Annotated in this window: 13 protein-coding genes; 4 read left to right on the forward strand and 9 right to left on the reverse strand. The window is 63.3% G+C overall.

Translation table 11 applies throughout. The features are described 5' to 3' along the window. Nucleotides 1–579 precede the first annotated feature (579 nt). Nucleotides 580–1,593, reverse strand: coding sequence for a formamidase (locus JQ629_RS12870; protein ID WP_212412991.1), 1,014 nt, complete (start codon nt 1,591–1,593; stop codon nt 580–582). Between the two features lie 173 nt (nt 1,594–1,766). Between JQ629_RS12870 and JQ629_RS12875 the strand changes: the two genes are divergently transcribed. Continuing rightward, nucleotides 1,767–2,477, forward strand: a complete 711-nt coding sequence (locus JQ629_RS12875) for a cysteine hydrolase family protein (protein WP_212412992.1) — start codon at nt 1,767–1,769, stop codon at nt 2,475–2,477. On the opposite strand, the gene JQ629_RS12880 is transcribed toward JQ629_RS12875, so the two are convergent. The 3 genes from JQ629_RS12880 to JQ629_RS12890 are packed head-to-tail and all read right to left on the reverse strand — an operon-like array spanning nt 2,464 to nt 5,542. Continuing rightward, entirely contained in the window at nt 2,464–3,288 is an 825-nt protein-coding gene (locus JQ629_RS12880; protein WP_212412993.1) for a carbohydrate ABC transporter permease, read from the reverse strand. The two genes, JQ629_RS12875 and JQ629_RS12880, sit on opposite strands and share 14 nt — an antisense overlap. Next, a complete protein-coding gene (locus JQ629_RS12885; protein WP_502752891.1) occupies nt 3,285–4,208 on the reverse strand; it encodes a carbohydrate ABC transporter permease in 924 nt (307 codons plus the stop codon). Before JQ629_RS12885 ends, JQ629_RS12880 begins: the two co-directional genes overlap by 4 nt. Nucleotides 4,209–4,213: 5 nt before the next feature. Continuing rightward, nucleotides 4,214–5,542 (reverse strand): ABC transporter substrate-binding protein, encoded by a 1,329-nt coding sequence (locus JQ629_RS12890; RefSeq protein WP_212389040.1) that lies wholly within the window; start codon nt 5,540–5,542, stop codon nt 4,214–4,216. A gap of 294 nt (nt 5,543–5,836) precedes the next feature. Here JQ629_RS12890 and JQ629_RS12895 point away from each other — a divergent pair, with 294 nt between their 5' ends. Continuing rightward, entirely contained in the window at nt 5,837–6,856 is a 1,020-nt protein-coding gene (locus tag JQ629_RS12895; RefSeq protein ID WP_212412994.1) for an alpha/beta fold hydrolase, read from the forward strand. A gap of 34 nt (nt 6,857–6,890) precedes the next feature. Beyond that, entirely contained in the window at nt 6,891–7,859 is a 969-nt protein-coding gene (locus JQ629_RS12900) for a fatty acid desaturase (RefSeq protein WP_212412995.1), read from the forward strand. On the opposite strand, the gene JQ629_RS12905 is transcribed toward JQ629_RS12900, so the two are convergent. Next, on the reverse strand, nt 7,846–8,457 hold the full coding sequence (locus tag JQ629_RS12905) for a TetR/AcrR family transcriptional regulator (RefSeq protein ID WP_212412996.1): 612 nt from the start codon (nt 8,455–8,457) through the stop codon (nt 7,846–7,848). The two genes, JQ629_RS12900 and JQ629_RS12905, sit on opposite strands and share 14 nt — an antisense overlap. Before the next feature lie 39 nt (nt 8,458–8,496). Next, nucleotides 8,497–9,351, reverse strand: coding sequence for a VOC family protein (locus tag JQ629_RS12910; protein WP_212412997.1), 855 nt, complete (start codon nt 9,349–9,351; stop codon nt 8,497–8,499). A gap of 73 nt (nt 9,352–9,424) precedes the next feature. Between JQ629_RS12910 and JQ629_RS12915 the strand changes: the two genes are divergently transcribed. Further along, nucleotides 9,425–10,792: an NAD(P)/FAD-dependent oxidoreductase gene (locus JQ629_RS12915; RefSeq protein ID WP_212412998.1), complete on the forward strand. Its 1,368-nt coding sequence runs from the start codon at nt 9,425–9,427 to the stop codon at nt 10,790–10,792. A 19-nt stretch (nt 10,793–10,811) separates the two neighbouring features. On the opposite strand, the gene JQ629_RS12920 is transcribed toward JQ629_RS12915, so the two are convergent. The 3 genes from JQ629_RS12920 to JQ629_RS12930 are packed head-to-tail and all read right to left on the reverse strand — an operon-like array spanning nt 10,812 to nt 14,258. Beyond that, nucleotides 10,812–12,449 (reverse strand): ABC transporter ATP-binding protein, encoded by a 1,638-nt coding sequence (locus tag JQ629_RS12920; RefSeq protein ID WP_212412999.1) that lies wholly within the window; start codon nt 12,447–12,449, stop codon nt 10,812–10,814. Continuing rightward, entirely contained in the window at nt 12,446–13,276 is an 831-nt protein-coding gene (locus JQ629_RS12925) for an ABC transporter permease (RefSeq protein ID WP_212413000.1), read from the reverse strand. The genes JQ629_RS12920 and JQ629_RS12925 overlap by 4 nt, the downstream gene beginning before the upstream one ends. Before the next feature lie 4 nt (nt 13,277–13,280). Beyond that, nucleotides 13,281–14,258, reverse strand: coding sequence for an ABC transporter permease (locus JQ629_RS12930; protein ID WP_212413001.1), 978 nt, complete (start codon nt 14,256–14,258; stop codon nt 13,281–13,283). Between the last annotated feature and the right edge of the window lie 44 nt (nt 14,259–14,302).

Raw genomic sequence — 14,302 nt, forward strand, 5'->3', positions numbered from 1 at the left:
CCATCCCGTCCTACTCAGAAGGGCGTCGGCCGTCGTCACGGACGTTGGACGGGTTGCGGTGGACGCTGGTTTACGCCTCGACGACGGCGTGGATAAGCGTACGGCAAAACCGTGTGGTCCTGGCGCCCGTTGCAGGCGTCAAGTTGCCGGAGAAGCGTAAGCGGGAACGGCAGCGACGGAGTCAACCAAGAACTCGTCTCCGGGGAGATCACGGCATAAGCCGTAAAGCCATTGCGCAGGGAAGGCCGGGTGTTCTCCGCTGCCCTGTATGCTCGTGTGCAGCCTACTTAGTGCAAACCGCACACGAGACCGCGGGTGCAGCGCGCACCCGGTCTTCCCTGCGCCCTCTGTTTGAGGAGGGCGGGAAGTTTCTGGCAAAGCTCGGGCGTATCAGGCCGCGAGATCGCGAAGGTGTGTTCTGTGCCCGGTGCAGCAACAAGAAACGCCGTCGTCCCGGCCTCGAGCCGGGACCCATACGCCGCGGCGGTTGTTGTTGCGCACGATAGTCGACGGCTTTTTCCAACAACAGATGACCGGGGTTATGGGTCCCGGCGTTCGCCGGGACGACGGCGTGAGCAATCACTCCGCCGCCTTCGCCGTTTTCCCGAACATCCTTGTCGGCGCCGGAAAACCGCACGATGTGCCGTCCGTGACCTTGACCTGATCCTCCCATGGCAGCCGGAACGTGCCCGCCACCATGTCCTGCATGAACGTATACGGGCAATCCATCGCGCCGCCCTTCACCGCGACATAGCCGCGGTGCCAGAGCTGGTAGATGTTGTTCTCGACGCCCCAGTGAATCCGCGCCTCGCGCACGAGGTCAGGGCGGACTTCGGCGGTGATGATCTCGTCGGCGCGGCCGGTGGTGCCGTGGGCGATGATGCTGCCGTCGAAATTCACGATCATGCCTTCGCCCATGGAGTCGAACGAGCCGTCGGAGCCGCACATGCAGACGTTGGCGGTCACCATCAAATTCTGGAACGAATTGGCCTGGTTGGTAAAGCGCCAGCTCTCGCGGATCGGCGCGGTGTAGCCGGCGGTGCGGATCATGATCTCCGCGCCCTTGTAGGCGCATTCGCGCGCCATCTCCGGGAACATGCCGTCATGGCAGATGATCAACGCGAGCTTGGCGCCTTTCGGTCCCTCGATCACGGGAATGCCGATATCGCCGGGCTCCCACGGCTCGACCGGAATCCAGGGATGGAATTTCTGGTAGTAGAGCTTGATCTCGCCGTTGTTATCGATGATCAGGCCGGAATTGTAGGGATTGCCGTTCGGGTTGAACTCCATGATCGAGAAGCAGCCCCAGATCCTGTTGTCGATGCAGGCCTGCTTGAAGGCGGCGACCTCCGGTCCATCGAGCCGGCACATGATCTCGGGGTTGGTATCCATCGACAGGCCGTGCAGCGAATATTCGGGAAATACGACGAGATCCATGGTGCCGAGATTGCGCCGCGCCTTGCCGACCATGTAGACGATGCGCTCGGTCTGCCGCGCGAGGTCCGCCCTGGTCACGACAACAGGCAATTGCAGCTGAACCAGCCCGATGACGACGCCTTCCGGCGATTTGTTGAGGCCTCCAAGTCCGTTCATGTGTTCCTCCCGAATTTGTGGCGCTGCGGCAGACCGCCGGCGTTTCGACGTTGCGATACCGCGATATTTAGCAACAAGCGTGCCAACTCATTGCCGGCTTGCGCAAGAATTGTACAATGGCATGCGCCTTGCTTAATCTCACCGGAAATTACTCTCGGTCGGGCGCTTGCATCATGACGAACTCAAAGGGGCCATCCATCGGCAAGGTCGCCGCCGAGCCGGAGCCCATCGCGCTTGAGTGGGCGGCGACCGCGCTTCTGATCATCGACATGCAGCGCGACTTCATGGAGCCCGGCGGCTTCGGCGAGACGCTGGGCAACGACGTGTCGCAGCTGGCGCGCGCGGTGAAGCCGATCGCTTCGGTGCTGTCAGCGGCGCGCGAAACCGGCATGCTGGTCATCCACACCCGCGAGGGACATCTGCCCGATCTGTCCGACGCGCCGCCCGCCAAGGTCGAACGCGGCGCGCCGTCATTGCGGATCGGCGATCCCGGACCGATGGGGCGGATCCTGATCCGCGGCGAGGCCGGCCACGACATCATTCCCGAACTCTATCCGCTCGACAGCGAGATCGTGATCGACAAGCCCGGCAAGGGCGCGTTTTACGCCACCGAACTCGGCGACATCCTGGAGAAATACGGCATCGAGAATCTGCTGGTGTGCGGCGTCACGACAGAAGTTTGCGTCAACACCACGGTGCGCGAGGCCAACGACCGCGGCTATCGCTGCGTGGTGCTGGCCGACGGCTGCGCATCCTATTTTCCCGAATTCCACGAGATGGGCCTGAAGATGATCAAGGCCCAGGGCGGCATCTTCGGCTGGGTCACCAACTCAGCCGCAGTATTGGAGGCGCTTGCACCGGAGATTGCGGCTAACCGCCTTTGACAGCGCCTGCGGTCAGTCCGGCGACGATCTGCCGCTGCGCCAAGACCGTGAGCAACAGAACGGGGAAGGTCACGATGAGCGCGGCGGCCGCGAGTGGACCCCAGCTCAACTGGTCGAACGAAATCATGTTGTAGACGGCGACTGGTAGCGTCCGCGTCTCTCGTCCCGCCAGCACGATGCCGAACACGAAATTATTCCAGGAGAAGATCACCGCGAGAATGAAGGCAACTGCAAGCCCCGGACGCGCGATCGGCAGCGCCACGTGAAGGAACACCTGCCAGCGCGTGGCGCCGTCGATCAGGGCGGCTTCCTCGAGCTCCAGCGGCGTGGTCTCGAAATAGCCGATCATGATCCAGATCACGATCGGCACCGTGACCACGAGATGGATGATGATCTGCGGCACCAGCGTGCCGAGCAGTCCGAGCCACTGGAACAGCAGGAACAGCGGGATGAGATAAGACAATCCCGGCGTGATGCGGGCGATCAGGATCACGATCGCGGATTTATGCGCCGCCATCCGCGCGATGCCATAGCCGGCGGGGACGCCGACCAGCATCGCGAGCCCGGTCGCGGTGCCGGTTACCACGAGGCTGTTGATGAAATAGGTCAGGAAGCGGTTGGAGGCGAGCACGTCGGCATAATTCTTCCAGGCAAAGCGCTCGGGGAAAAACACCGGCGGGTAGGCGGCGTTGTCGACCTCGAACTTGACCGACAGCGAGGCCATCCAGAGAAAGAACAGGATCGCGGGTGACGCGACCACGAAGATCGCAAACCACAACCCGATCTTGCCGAGGATCTGACGGAGGCTCATGCGCCGCTCCCGATCTCGGTCCACATCGTGCGCTGGCGCAGATGCAGCATCAGCGCCGCCATGGCCACGATGAGCAGGAAGAAGATCACCGCGATCGCCGATCCATAGCCGAGGTCGTAATAGATGAAGGCGACGCTGTAGAGATAGAGGTTGATGGTCTCCGACGCCGAGCCGGGGCCGCCTTGGGTGATGGCGAAGATGATGTCGAAGCTCTTGACCGCATCGATCATGCGGATCATGCCGGCGATGAACAGGAACGGTGTGATCAGCGGCAGCGTGATGTAGCGGAACACCTGCCAGACGCTGGCGCCGTCGATCTGCGCGCTCTCATAGGGCTCGGTCGGGATCGCGGCGAGGCCACCGAGCACGATCAGCATCACCAGGGGAGTCCATTGCCAGGTTTCGACCAGCACCAGCGAGGGGATCACGGTGCCGGGATGGAACACCCACAATTGCGGCGGCAGGCCGACCAGCGACAGCAGATAGTTCAGGATGCCGAGCTGCGGGTGGAACATCATGGTCCAGACCAGCGCGATCGCCACCGGTGTCGCCATCATCGGCATGATGAAGACCCCGCGCAGAAAACCGCGGCCGGGAAATTTGGCGTGAAACACCACGGCCGCAAAGGTGCCGAGGATCAGCGGCAGCAGCACCGACAAGGCGGTGTAAAGCAGCGTGTGTCCGACCGCTTCGACGAAGCGTGGATCGTTCGGCATTCGAACATAATTGGCGAAGCCGACAAAGGTGGTCGGCGAGCCGACCTTCCACTCGTTGAGGCTCATCCAGATCGTGAACACCCATGGGAACACGATCACGGCGAGCACGACGACCAGCGCCGGCACCACGAACGGCCAGTAGGTCGGCGGCCGCCATTCCTGCCCCGGCGCGGGATCAGCCGCGGCCGGAGTGACTTCTGCTATTGCCTTCACGCTTTTTCACTGCGCTCCAGGATCGGGCGGAACTGCTCATGAGCCTTCTTCAACTCCGTCGCGGGATCAGCACCAGAGAGAGTCGAGGTGAGGGCCGCGCCGACGAGATCGCGGAATTCGGCGACCGGAATGATCACGGGCAGGCCGAGCTTGCTGATCTTGGCGGAATCGATCACCGACTGCAGCCATTCCTTCGGCATCTTGACCCCGCTCTGGATCTCGGGGTCGTTGAGGATGGAGTTGCGGAACGGCACGCCGCCGCCGGCCTGCAGCAATCGCGCGCCTTGCTTCTTCGAGACCGCCCATTGGCACAAGAGATAGGCCGCTTCCTTGTTTTTGCTGGCGGCCGCGATGCCGATGCCGTCGCCATAGGTTGCCGAATATTGTCCCTTGGACCCCTTGGGCACGACGGTGTAGCCGACCTTGCCGACGATGCGCGAGGCGGCCGGGTCTTCCAGCGGCGGCGCCCAGCCGACGCCGTCGATCCACATCGCCGAGCGGCCCTGCGTGAACGAGGCCATCGACTCCATCCAGTTGAAGCCGGCGACGCCGGGAGGCGCGACCTTGGTCAGCAGCGTCTGGTACAGCTTGGTGGCTTCGATCGCCTCCGGGCCGTCGGTCAGGATGCCGCCCTTGGCATCGAGGAATTCGCCGCCGGCGTTGAGGAAGAAGTTGGTCCACAGCGTCATGTTGGCGTTGCGCAGGCCGCGCCCGACGAAGCCGAAGGTGCCTTCCTTGGCGTCGGTGAGCTTTTCGGCGGCCGCGACCATCTCGTCGAAGGTCTTCGGCACCGCGACGCCCTTCTTCTGGAACAGCTCCTTGTTGTAATAGAGGATGAAATAGTCGACCGACCACGGCAGGGAGTGCATCTGCCCCTTGTCGTTCTTGGCGTATTGCAGGCCTCCGGCGGAGAAATCGCTTTCGACCAGGTCGGGCGCGGTGAGGTTCGGGTCCTTCATGTAACCCGAGATGTCGGCGAGCCAGCCGGCCTTCTCGAACTGGCGCTTCTGCACGTGGTAGCTGACATGAACCACGTCGAAGCTCGGCTTGCCCGAAGCGAGTTCGATCACGGCCTTCTGGCGCTGCTGCTGCTCGGGGATCTGCTCCGATTCGACCTGGATGCCGGTGAGTTCGGTAAATTCCTTGATGTTCTTTTGAAAATTGTCGCCGCGCGGACCCTTGGCGAGGATCACCTCAAGCTTGGTGCCGGCGTACTTTTTCCACTGTGGTTCGGCCGCGCGGGCCGGGAAGCCGGTCAGGCTCAGCGCGCCTGCGGCGGCGGTGCCGGCCAGAACGGAACGGCGCGAGATCAGATGATTCTTCATTGTTTTTCTCTCCCTGGGTCGGCTTGTTTTGCGGCGATACTAACGTCCGTGCGTGGCCTGCCTAGCCCCCTTCGTGCGGTATTATGGTGGAAGGGACGAGGAGCCGAGGCGGCGGATCAGCCGCTTGCGTGCCATCGAAGCAATTCGTTGCTTGCGGCCGCGCCGTCAAACCGTGTTCCTGCAATGGCACGCGCGTTACCCGCGATGGCCAACGCCTTCGCACCGCGGGCTTGCAATCGTATCTATATAATGTACTATTAGTACAGTTAATGTCGAGGCACCGGAGCCGGGCACATGACGACCAGCGGCGACTATCAGGTCTTCGAGGCGGGCGACGTCCCGCTTCAGTCTGACGTCGTGTTCCCTTCCATGCGTCTCGCCTACAAGACCTATGGCAGCATGAATGCGCGGAAGGACAATGTGATTGTCTATCCGACGTCGTTCAGCGCGCAGCACTTCGACACCGAATGGCTGATCCAGCCAGGCGGTATCCTGGATCCCGAGCGCTACTTCATCATCATCCCGAATCTGTTCGGCAACGGCCTGTCTTCCTCGCCGTCGAATTCCGGGATCACCCCGTTTCCGGCGATCAGCTATCACGACGCGGTCGCGGTTCAGCGCCGGTTGCTGGTGGAGCAATTCGGCATCTCGAAGATCGCGCTGGTCTATGGCTGGTCGATGGGCGGCATGCAGGCCTACCATTGGGCGGCCTGCCATCCCGACATGGTGGAGCGCGCCGCCATCGTCTGCGGCAGCGCGCGGTGCTCGCCCTATAATCACGTGTTCCTCGAGGGCGTGAAGGCGGCGCTGACCACAGACCCCAATTTCAGGGGCGGCCGCTTCATCGCCAAACCAACCGCCGGCCTTCGCGCCATGGGGCGCATCTATGCGGGCTGGGCGATGTCGCATGCCTTCTACAGGGATGAGGTCTGGCGCGAGGGAGGATTCACGTCGCTGGAAGACTATCTGACGCGTTCCTGGGATGAAGCCTTCGCACGGCGCGACGCCAGCGATCTGCTCGCGCAGATCGGCATCTGGCAGCGTGGCGACATCAGCCAGTGCCCGGAATTTGGCGGCGACATTGACCGCGCGCTCGCAGCGATCAGGGCGCATGTGCTGTTGATGCCGGGGCAGACTGACCGTTACTTCGACGTGCGCGACAATGAGGACGAGATCGGCAAGCTCGTCAATGCGAAGTCCGCCGAACTTCACCCGATTCCGTCGATCCATGGTCACCGCGCCGGTAATCCGATCAACTATCCCGCGGATCGCGCATTCATCAACGCCGAGATATCGGCGTTCCTGAAACGTTGAAAAACAGAACCCATCCAATGAGGCGTTTGCAACCATGAACATCGTGACGTCAGTTGAACCAAAACTCCGGGAGAAGCCGCTCAGTCCCGCGATGCTCCGCGAACTCTCGGAACGATCGGATGTTCGAGGCGCCGTGCGCACCGTCAGCCATTACGGCGCAATTGCCATCGTCGGGACCCTGATATGGCTGGTCTCGTCGAATTATGGATTGGCTTGGGCATTGCCGCTGATCGTCGTGCAGGCCTATCTGGTGGCCTTCCTGTTCATGCCGATGCACGAGACCGCCCATAAGACCGCGTTCCGAAGCCGCGCGCTGAATCTTGTCGTGGGCCATCTGTCGGCCTTCATGATCGCGCATCGCTACGAATATTATTGCCTGTTTCACTGGGACCATCATCGCTACACGCAGGATCCCGACAAGGATCCGGAATTGATCGTCGGCCCCAAGCCAGCCTCGGACACGCAACTCGCGATCGCCTATAGCGGTCTTGTCCAGATCGCCGGCCGTGAGGCGCTGATGCTGCGTCACGCCCTGACCGGCAAGGTCGCGCTGCCCTGGATTCCCGAGAACAAGCGCCACATCATCGTGCGGGAAGCGCGCCTCTATCTCGCGGGCTATGCGCTGCTGCTGCTCATCTCGCTCGCGCTGCTTACCGCTATCCTGCTCTGGGTCTGGATCGTTCCGCTGCTGATCGGCCAGTTGATCCTGCGGCCCTACCTCTATGCGGAACACACCGGATGCGAACGAACGCGCAGCGCCTTCGACAACACCCGCACCACCTATACCGGCACCGTGATGAAGTGGTTCGCATGGAACATGCCCTATCACGTCGAGCATCACGCCTACCCGTCGATACCCTTCCATGCGCTGCCGAAATTGAACCGGATGGTCGACGACCGGATTGCGTTCCGGGGGCAGGGCTATCTGGCCGTGACGCGCGAGACGTGGGCCTGGTTCCGCCGCGAGCGGCGTAAGCACGCCCCGAGCGTCAGCGGCTCTTGATGATCAGCAGCGTGTCGACGAGGTTGCGGGCTTGCGCCGGCGAGATCGGTTTGATGCCGAAGATGTAGCGATAGAACAGGCTGCCATAGATTGCGTCATACAGGTCTTCCGGCGCGCCCGCCGCTCCGATGCTGCCGTCCTGCTGGCCGGCCGCAATCAGTTCGACCAGGGCTGTCCTTCGGTATTGCAGATAGCGCTCGTAGAAGATTTCCGCCGACCCGGTGTTCGAAATGCATTCGGAGATCACCGCGAGCTGCACCTTGCCGAACTCACCCTGCAGCGCCTTCGCATAGGCGGCGGCGTGGCTTCTCAGGCGGTCTGCCGGCGTGCCGGTACTCGGCAGCGGCAGCATCAAGGAAGCATGGTTCAGGAACGCATCGATCAGCAGCGCCTCGCGCGACGGCCACCATTTGTAGATGGTCATCTTCGAGACATTCGAATCCCGCGCCACCGCATCGATGCTGGTGGCGGCAAGGCCCGTGGTTGCCATCAGGGTGTAGGCGCTCTGCAGAATGGCGTTGGTCGTCTCGGCGGAACGGGGGCGGCCACGGCGGGTCGTTGCCGTGTCGCCGTCCGGTTCGCCCTTGCCCTTCGCCATGATCCGGCTGTCCCCTGATACAGCGACAAGCGCGGTTGGCTACGCCTTGACGAAGGCGAGCAGGGTGCCGTTGCCAGCGGCGGGTGGCACGATCACGCCGCCACCGCTCCGAACCCCGGTGGCGCCGAGCGCCTTCTCGGCTGCGGTGACGTCGGCCTCAATCACCAGTCCCGCGCCGCCACGCTCGGGCAGACCGGTCAGCGATACCTCGGGGTAGCGCTTGCTCAGTTGATCCCTGGTCAGGAACACGAAGTCGGCGCGATCGGAGCCCGAGGGTACTGCGATGGCGCCGTCCTGCTCGGTTCTCGCTTCGCGATCGATCATCCGCGACATATGCGCGGCGTCGTTGGCGGGCTCCGGCGAAACGATCAGCACCTGCCGCAGGCGCTTGGCGCCATTGGCATGCTTCATCAGTTCGGGAATCCACACCGTCTCGCGCGTCTTGTGCTGGCAGGCGAAGATGCGCACGCCGCCCGGCGCTTCCGCGGTCGGCCATTGGAACGTCCGGAATTTTGCCGCCGAGACGGTGCCGTCCGGCATCGTCACCGGCCGTTCGAAATCGGTCGGTCCAACCGGCGGATAGCCGCGCGCGCGGATTTCTTCGGCGCCGTCGGCGGAATCCACCGCGGTAAAAGCGATGCGCTCGATGCCCTCGCCGCGCTTTTCGAGAAACGCGCGCGCCGGAGCATTATGTTCTGTCGGCGTCAAGACACCGAGCAATTCCATATAGTCAGGGTCGAACATGATGGTGTAATTGCCCGATCCCATATGCGCGCTGTGGGTGCCGCGCGGCGACACCGTGAAGCCGAGCCGCCTGTAATTTTCAGCTGATTTGTCGAGGTCCTTCACCATGACCACGGCGTGATCTATTCCGACGACGTTCTTGAGTGCCACTCTGCTATTTCCCCGGGCTGATGATGCGTACTAAGCTAACGATTCGATCTGCCGCCCGCAAGAAAGGATCACGATGAATAGCGCCGAAGTCCGCTGGCCACCTTCGCTGTGGGCAGCGGCGACGCCATCAGGGCCTGAGCTTCCGGAACTGGTCGGCGTGCAGCAGGCCGATGTGATCGTGATCGGCGCGGGCTTCACGGGGTTATCGACGGCGTTGCATCTGCGCGAGGCCGGGGTCGATGTCGCGATCGTGGAAGCCGCGGAGCCGGGATGGGGCGCGTCGGGTCGTAACAACGGCCAGGTAATTCCGACGCTGTCGCGGCCCGATCCGGAAGACATCATGGCCAAACACGGTGCGGTCGGCGAGCGCTTCGTCGGCATGCTGCGCGACAGCGCGTCGACGCTGTTCGAGGTGGCGCGGCGTTACAAGATCGAGGCCGAGCAGGAGCAGGCCGGATGGGTGCAGCCGGTGCATTCACCGGGCCGCATCAAGATTGCGGAAAGGCGTGTGCGGCAATGGTCGAAGTTCGGCGCGCCGGTTGAACTGCTGTCGCGCGAGCAGGCGCGCGACATGACCGGGTCGGACGCTTGGTACGGCGGCTTCTGGAACAAGACCGGCGGCCACATCAATCCGTTGGCGCTGGCGCGCGGGCTTGCACACGCGGTGCTGGCCCTTGGCGCGCGTATCTACGCCCGTTCGCCGGCAATCAGTTTCGAGCGTCGCGGCGATCGCTGGGTGGTAAAGACCGAAAAGGGCGAGATCAGCGGCCGTGCGCTGGTGGTTGCGAGCAACGCCTATAGCGGTGAATTCTCGAAATCGCTTGTGCCCGACATGGCACACGAGGTGATGCCGGTGCTGTCCTGGCAGATGTCGACGCAACCGCTGTCGGACAATGTCCGCAAGACGATCATCCCCGGCCGGCAAGCGCTCTCCGATACCCACGGCGAATTGTATTTCGCGCGCTATGACGCGCGAAATCGCCTGATTACCGGCGGCGCCGTGCTCGGCCCCGGCAACAAGGTCGAACGGATCAAGGCTGTTGTGACGGAGCGGCTGCAGCGGCTGTGGCCACAGATCGGCGAGGTCTCGTTCGATTATGTCTGGAACGGCTATGTCGGGATGACGGCGGACTTCTTGCCGCGCATCCATCGGTTGGGCCCGAACGCCTATGGCTGGACCGGCTGCAACGGCCGCGCGGTCGCGCTGACGATCCCGCTTGGCAACGAATTGTCAAAGGCGGTCCGCGGCGTGCCGGAAAGCGAACTGGCGTTGCCGTTCACGGAACCGGTGCCGTTCGTGATGCACGGATTGCTGCGCAAAATCGCCCCCTGGATGCTGGTGCTCTACCGGCAGCGCGACGCGCAGGAATTGATGAAGGGCGATCGTTTCGAGTTGCTGCGATGGGCGGAGTATTTTCTCGCCTCGCGCCGGCCGCAGTGACCGCTGAGCAGCGAACGTTCTAGCTGACGATCAGGGCGTCGCGCCTGCGCGTGAAGTCGCCGCCGGGGATCGAAGCCAGCAACGCTTGCGTATAGGGATGCTGCGGGTTGCCGAACACTTCGCCCGCGAGGCCTTGCTCCACCACGGCGCCATCCTTCATCACGGCGACGAGATCGCAGATTTGCGCGGCAACCCGCAGATCATGCGTGATGAAGACGATGGAGAGGCCGAGCCGCTGTCGCAATTCGGCGAGCAACTTCAGCACCTGCGCCTGCACCGAAACATCGAGCGCGGAGACCGGTTCGTCCGCGACCAGCACGGCCGGCTTGAGCGCGAGCGCACGTGCAAGACCAATGCGTTGCCGCTGGCCGCCGGAAAATTCATGCGGAAACCGGTCGCCGGCGGAAGGATCGAGCCCGACCAGCGCAAACAATTCCCGCGCATCCGCGATTGCCTTGGCGCGCGGCGTGCCGTGCACGATCGGTCCCTGCGCCACCAGTTCGGCCGCCTTGCGGCGCGGATTGAGCGAGGCGAACGGGTCCTGGAACACCATCTGGATGTGACGGGTCTCGCGGCGGACGTTCTCACGCGACATCTTCGCCCAGTCATTGCCCTCGAGCAGGATCGCTCCCTTGTCCGGATCAATCAGCCGAACGATGCAGCGCGCCAGCGTCGATTTGCCTGATCCGGACTCGCCGACGATGCCGAGCGTCGCTCCTCTGGGCAGGGAGAGCGATACGTCCTTGACCGCGGGCGTCACGCGCGCGCCGCGGCCGAGGAAACCGCCGGTGCGGTAGGTCTTGGAAACATCCGATATCGTCAAAATGTTCTCGGTCGAGAGCGAGCGCGGCGGCGGCGCCTTCAGTGGCGGCACGGCGGCGATGAGTTGCTGGGTGTAGGCATGCCTGGGATCGTTCAGCACCGTATTGGCCGGGCCCTGTTCAACGATCGCGCCGTGCTGCATCACCACGACGCGGTCGGCGATTTCGGCGACGACGCCGAAATCATGGGTGATGAACAGCACCGCAGCCTTGCGTCGTTGCTGCAGGTCGCGGATCAGCTTCAGGATCTGGGCCTGCGTCGTGACATCGAGCGCGGTGGTCGGTTCATCCGCGATCAGGAGCCTTGGGTCGAGCGCAAGCGCCATCGCGATCATCGCGCGCTGCCGTTGGCCGCCCGACAATTCGTGCGGATAGGCCTTCGCCGCGACCTTGGGATCAGGAATCCGCACGTCGGCGAGCAGGGCCAAAACCCTGGCGGCGATTTCGGTCTTGGACAGTTCGGTGTGGATCGAAAACATCTCGGCGATCTGATCGCCGATGGTGCGCAGTGGATTGAGCGCGGTCATCGGCTCCTGGAAGATCATCGCAATGCCGGCGCCGCGCACCTGGCGCATTTCGGCGACGGTGGCGGAGGCGAGGTCGCGGCCCTCGAACATCACCCGGCCGGCATCGATCGTTACGTCGTTGGGCAGCAGGCGCATGATGGCGTTGGCCATCATCGACTTGCCGGAACCGGATTCACCGACCACGCAGAGGATTTCATCCGATGCGATCGACAGCGACACATCAGACAATGCGTGCCGCCGGTCCGCGCCCGCCGGCAGGCGGACGCCGAGGTGCTCGATCGAGAGGACGGTGCTCGGCGGCTCGCTCATCGGCTCTTCAGTCTCGGATTGAGCGCATCGTTGAGGCCCTGGCCGACCAGCGACACAGCGAGCACCGTGACCAGGATCGCGATGCCGGGGATCGCCGAAACATACCACTGCACGCGCAGCACATCGCGGCCGAGGCCGATCAGGTTGCCCCAGGACGCCACGTTGGGATCGGACAGGCGCAGGAACGCTAGCGCGCTTTCGAGCAGGATCGCGACCGCCATCACCACGCTGGCGTAGACAATGACCGGCGGCAGTGCGTTGGGCAGGATCTCGCCGAGGATCAGCTGAATGTCCTTCATGCCAAGCGTGCGGCCGGCCTGGACGAATTCGCGGTTGCGCAGCGACAGGAACTCGGCGCGGGTGAGCCGCGCCGGCGCCGGCCACGACACCACGCCGACCGCGATGGTGACTGTGGTCAGCGTCGACCCGAACACGGCGACCAGAACCAGCAGCAGCACGAAGTTCGGCAAGGTCTGGAAGGCCTCGGTGATCCGCATCAGCACGGTATCGACCCAGCCGCCATAATAGCCGGCGAACGCGCCGACGAAGATGCCGATCAGAATCGCAATCGCCGTGGCGACGCCGCCGATCAGCAGTGAAATCCGCGCGCCGTAGAGGATCTGTGCTGCGATATCGCGGCCGGAATTGTCGGTGCCGAGCAGGAATCGGGGATTAGAGAATGGCCAGATCAGGGGCCGGCCAGCCAGTGCGAGCGGATCGCGCGGGTAGAACCAGCCCGCGCTGACCGCCATTGTGATCACGATCAGCAGCAGCACCAGGCCTGCGACCGCGGCAGGACTGCGGAAATAGCGTTTGACCGCATCCATCGTTCTACCCTTCCGCCGAGATGCGCGGGTCAAGCCGGGCATAGAGGAGATCGACGGCGAAGTTGACGACGATGACGAGGAGGGCGGAGACGAACACGATTCCCAGCAGCGTATTGAGGTCGCGCTGCACGACCGACTCGTAGGCCAGCCGTCCGAGCCCCGGCAAGGAGAACACGCTTTCGACCACCACCGACCCGCCCAGCATCGTGCCGGCCTGCAGGCCGATCAGCGTCACCATCGGGAGGAGGGCGTTGCGCAACACGTGTCGCGTCACCACGCGGGTCTCGTCGAGGCCTTTGGCGCGGGCGGTGCGGACATAATCGAGGTTGAGCACCTCCAGCATCGAGGCGCGCATGATGCGCAAATAAATGGCCAGGAAGATCAGCCCGAGCGTCAGTGTCGGCAGCACGAGGTGGCGGGCGATGTCGAGCGTGCGCCAGATGCCTACTTGCACCGTGCCGATATTCTCAAAACCTCCGGGCGGCAGCCACTGCAGATAGACCGAGAACACCACGATCGCCATCAGCCCGAACCAGAATGAGGGCGTGGCGTAGAATACGAGACCAAGCGTTGAGATCAGCGTATCCGGCCAGCGGTTGACACCACGCGCCGCGATCACGCCGAACAACAGACCGAAGAAGAACGCAAAGGACAGCGACGCCGTCATCAACAGAATGGTCGGCGGCAGCCGCTCCAGGATGACCGAAGCCACCGGCTTGCCATAGATCGAAGAGAAGCCGAGATCGAGCCGCACCAGGCGCCAGAGGTAGTTGCCGAGCTGGGCCGGCACCGAGAGGTCGAGGCCGTAAAATTTGCGCAGATCGCGCGCGGTTGCGGCGTCGCCGCCGCCCATCTGCGCCATCATCGCATCGACGGTGTCGCCCGGCGCGAACTGCAGCAGCAGAAACACGCCGATCAGGATCAAAAACAGGGTCGGGATCGAGGCGGCGAGCCGTCGCCCCGCAAGGCCTAGGATGCGCATAAGGTATCTATAGCGTTTTCGAACGAAGTGGACACCGGTTTGCG

It is taken from the genome of Bradyrhizobium sp. AUGA SZCCT0222 (assembly GCF_018130205.1).
In the GTDB taxonomy this organism is placed as follows: Bacteria; Pseudomonadota; Alphaproteobacteria; order Rhizobiales; family Xanthobacteraceae; genus Bradyrhizobium.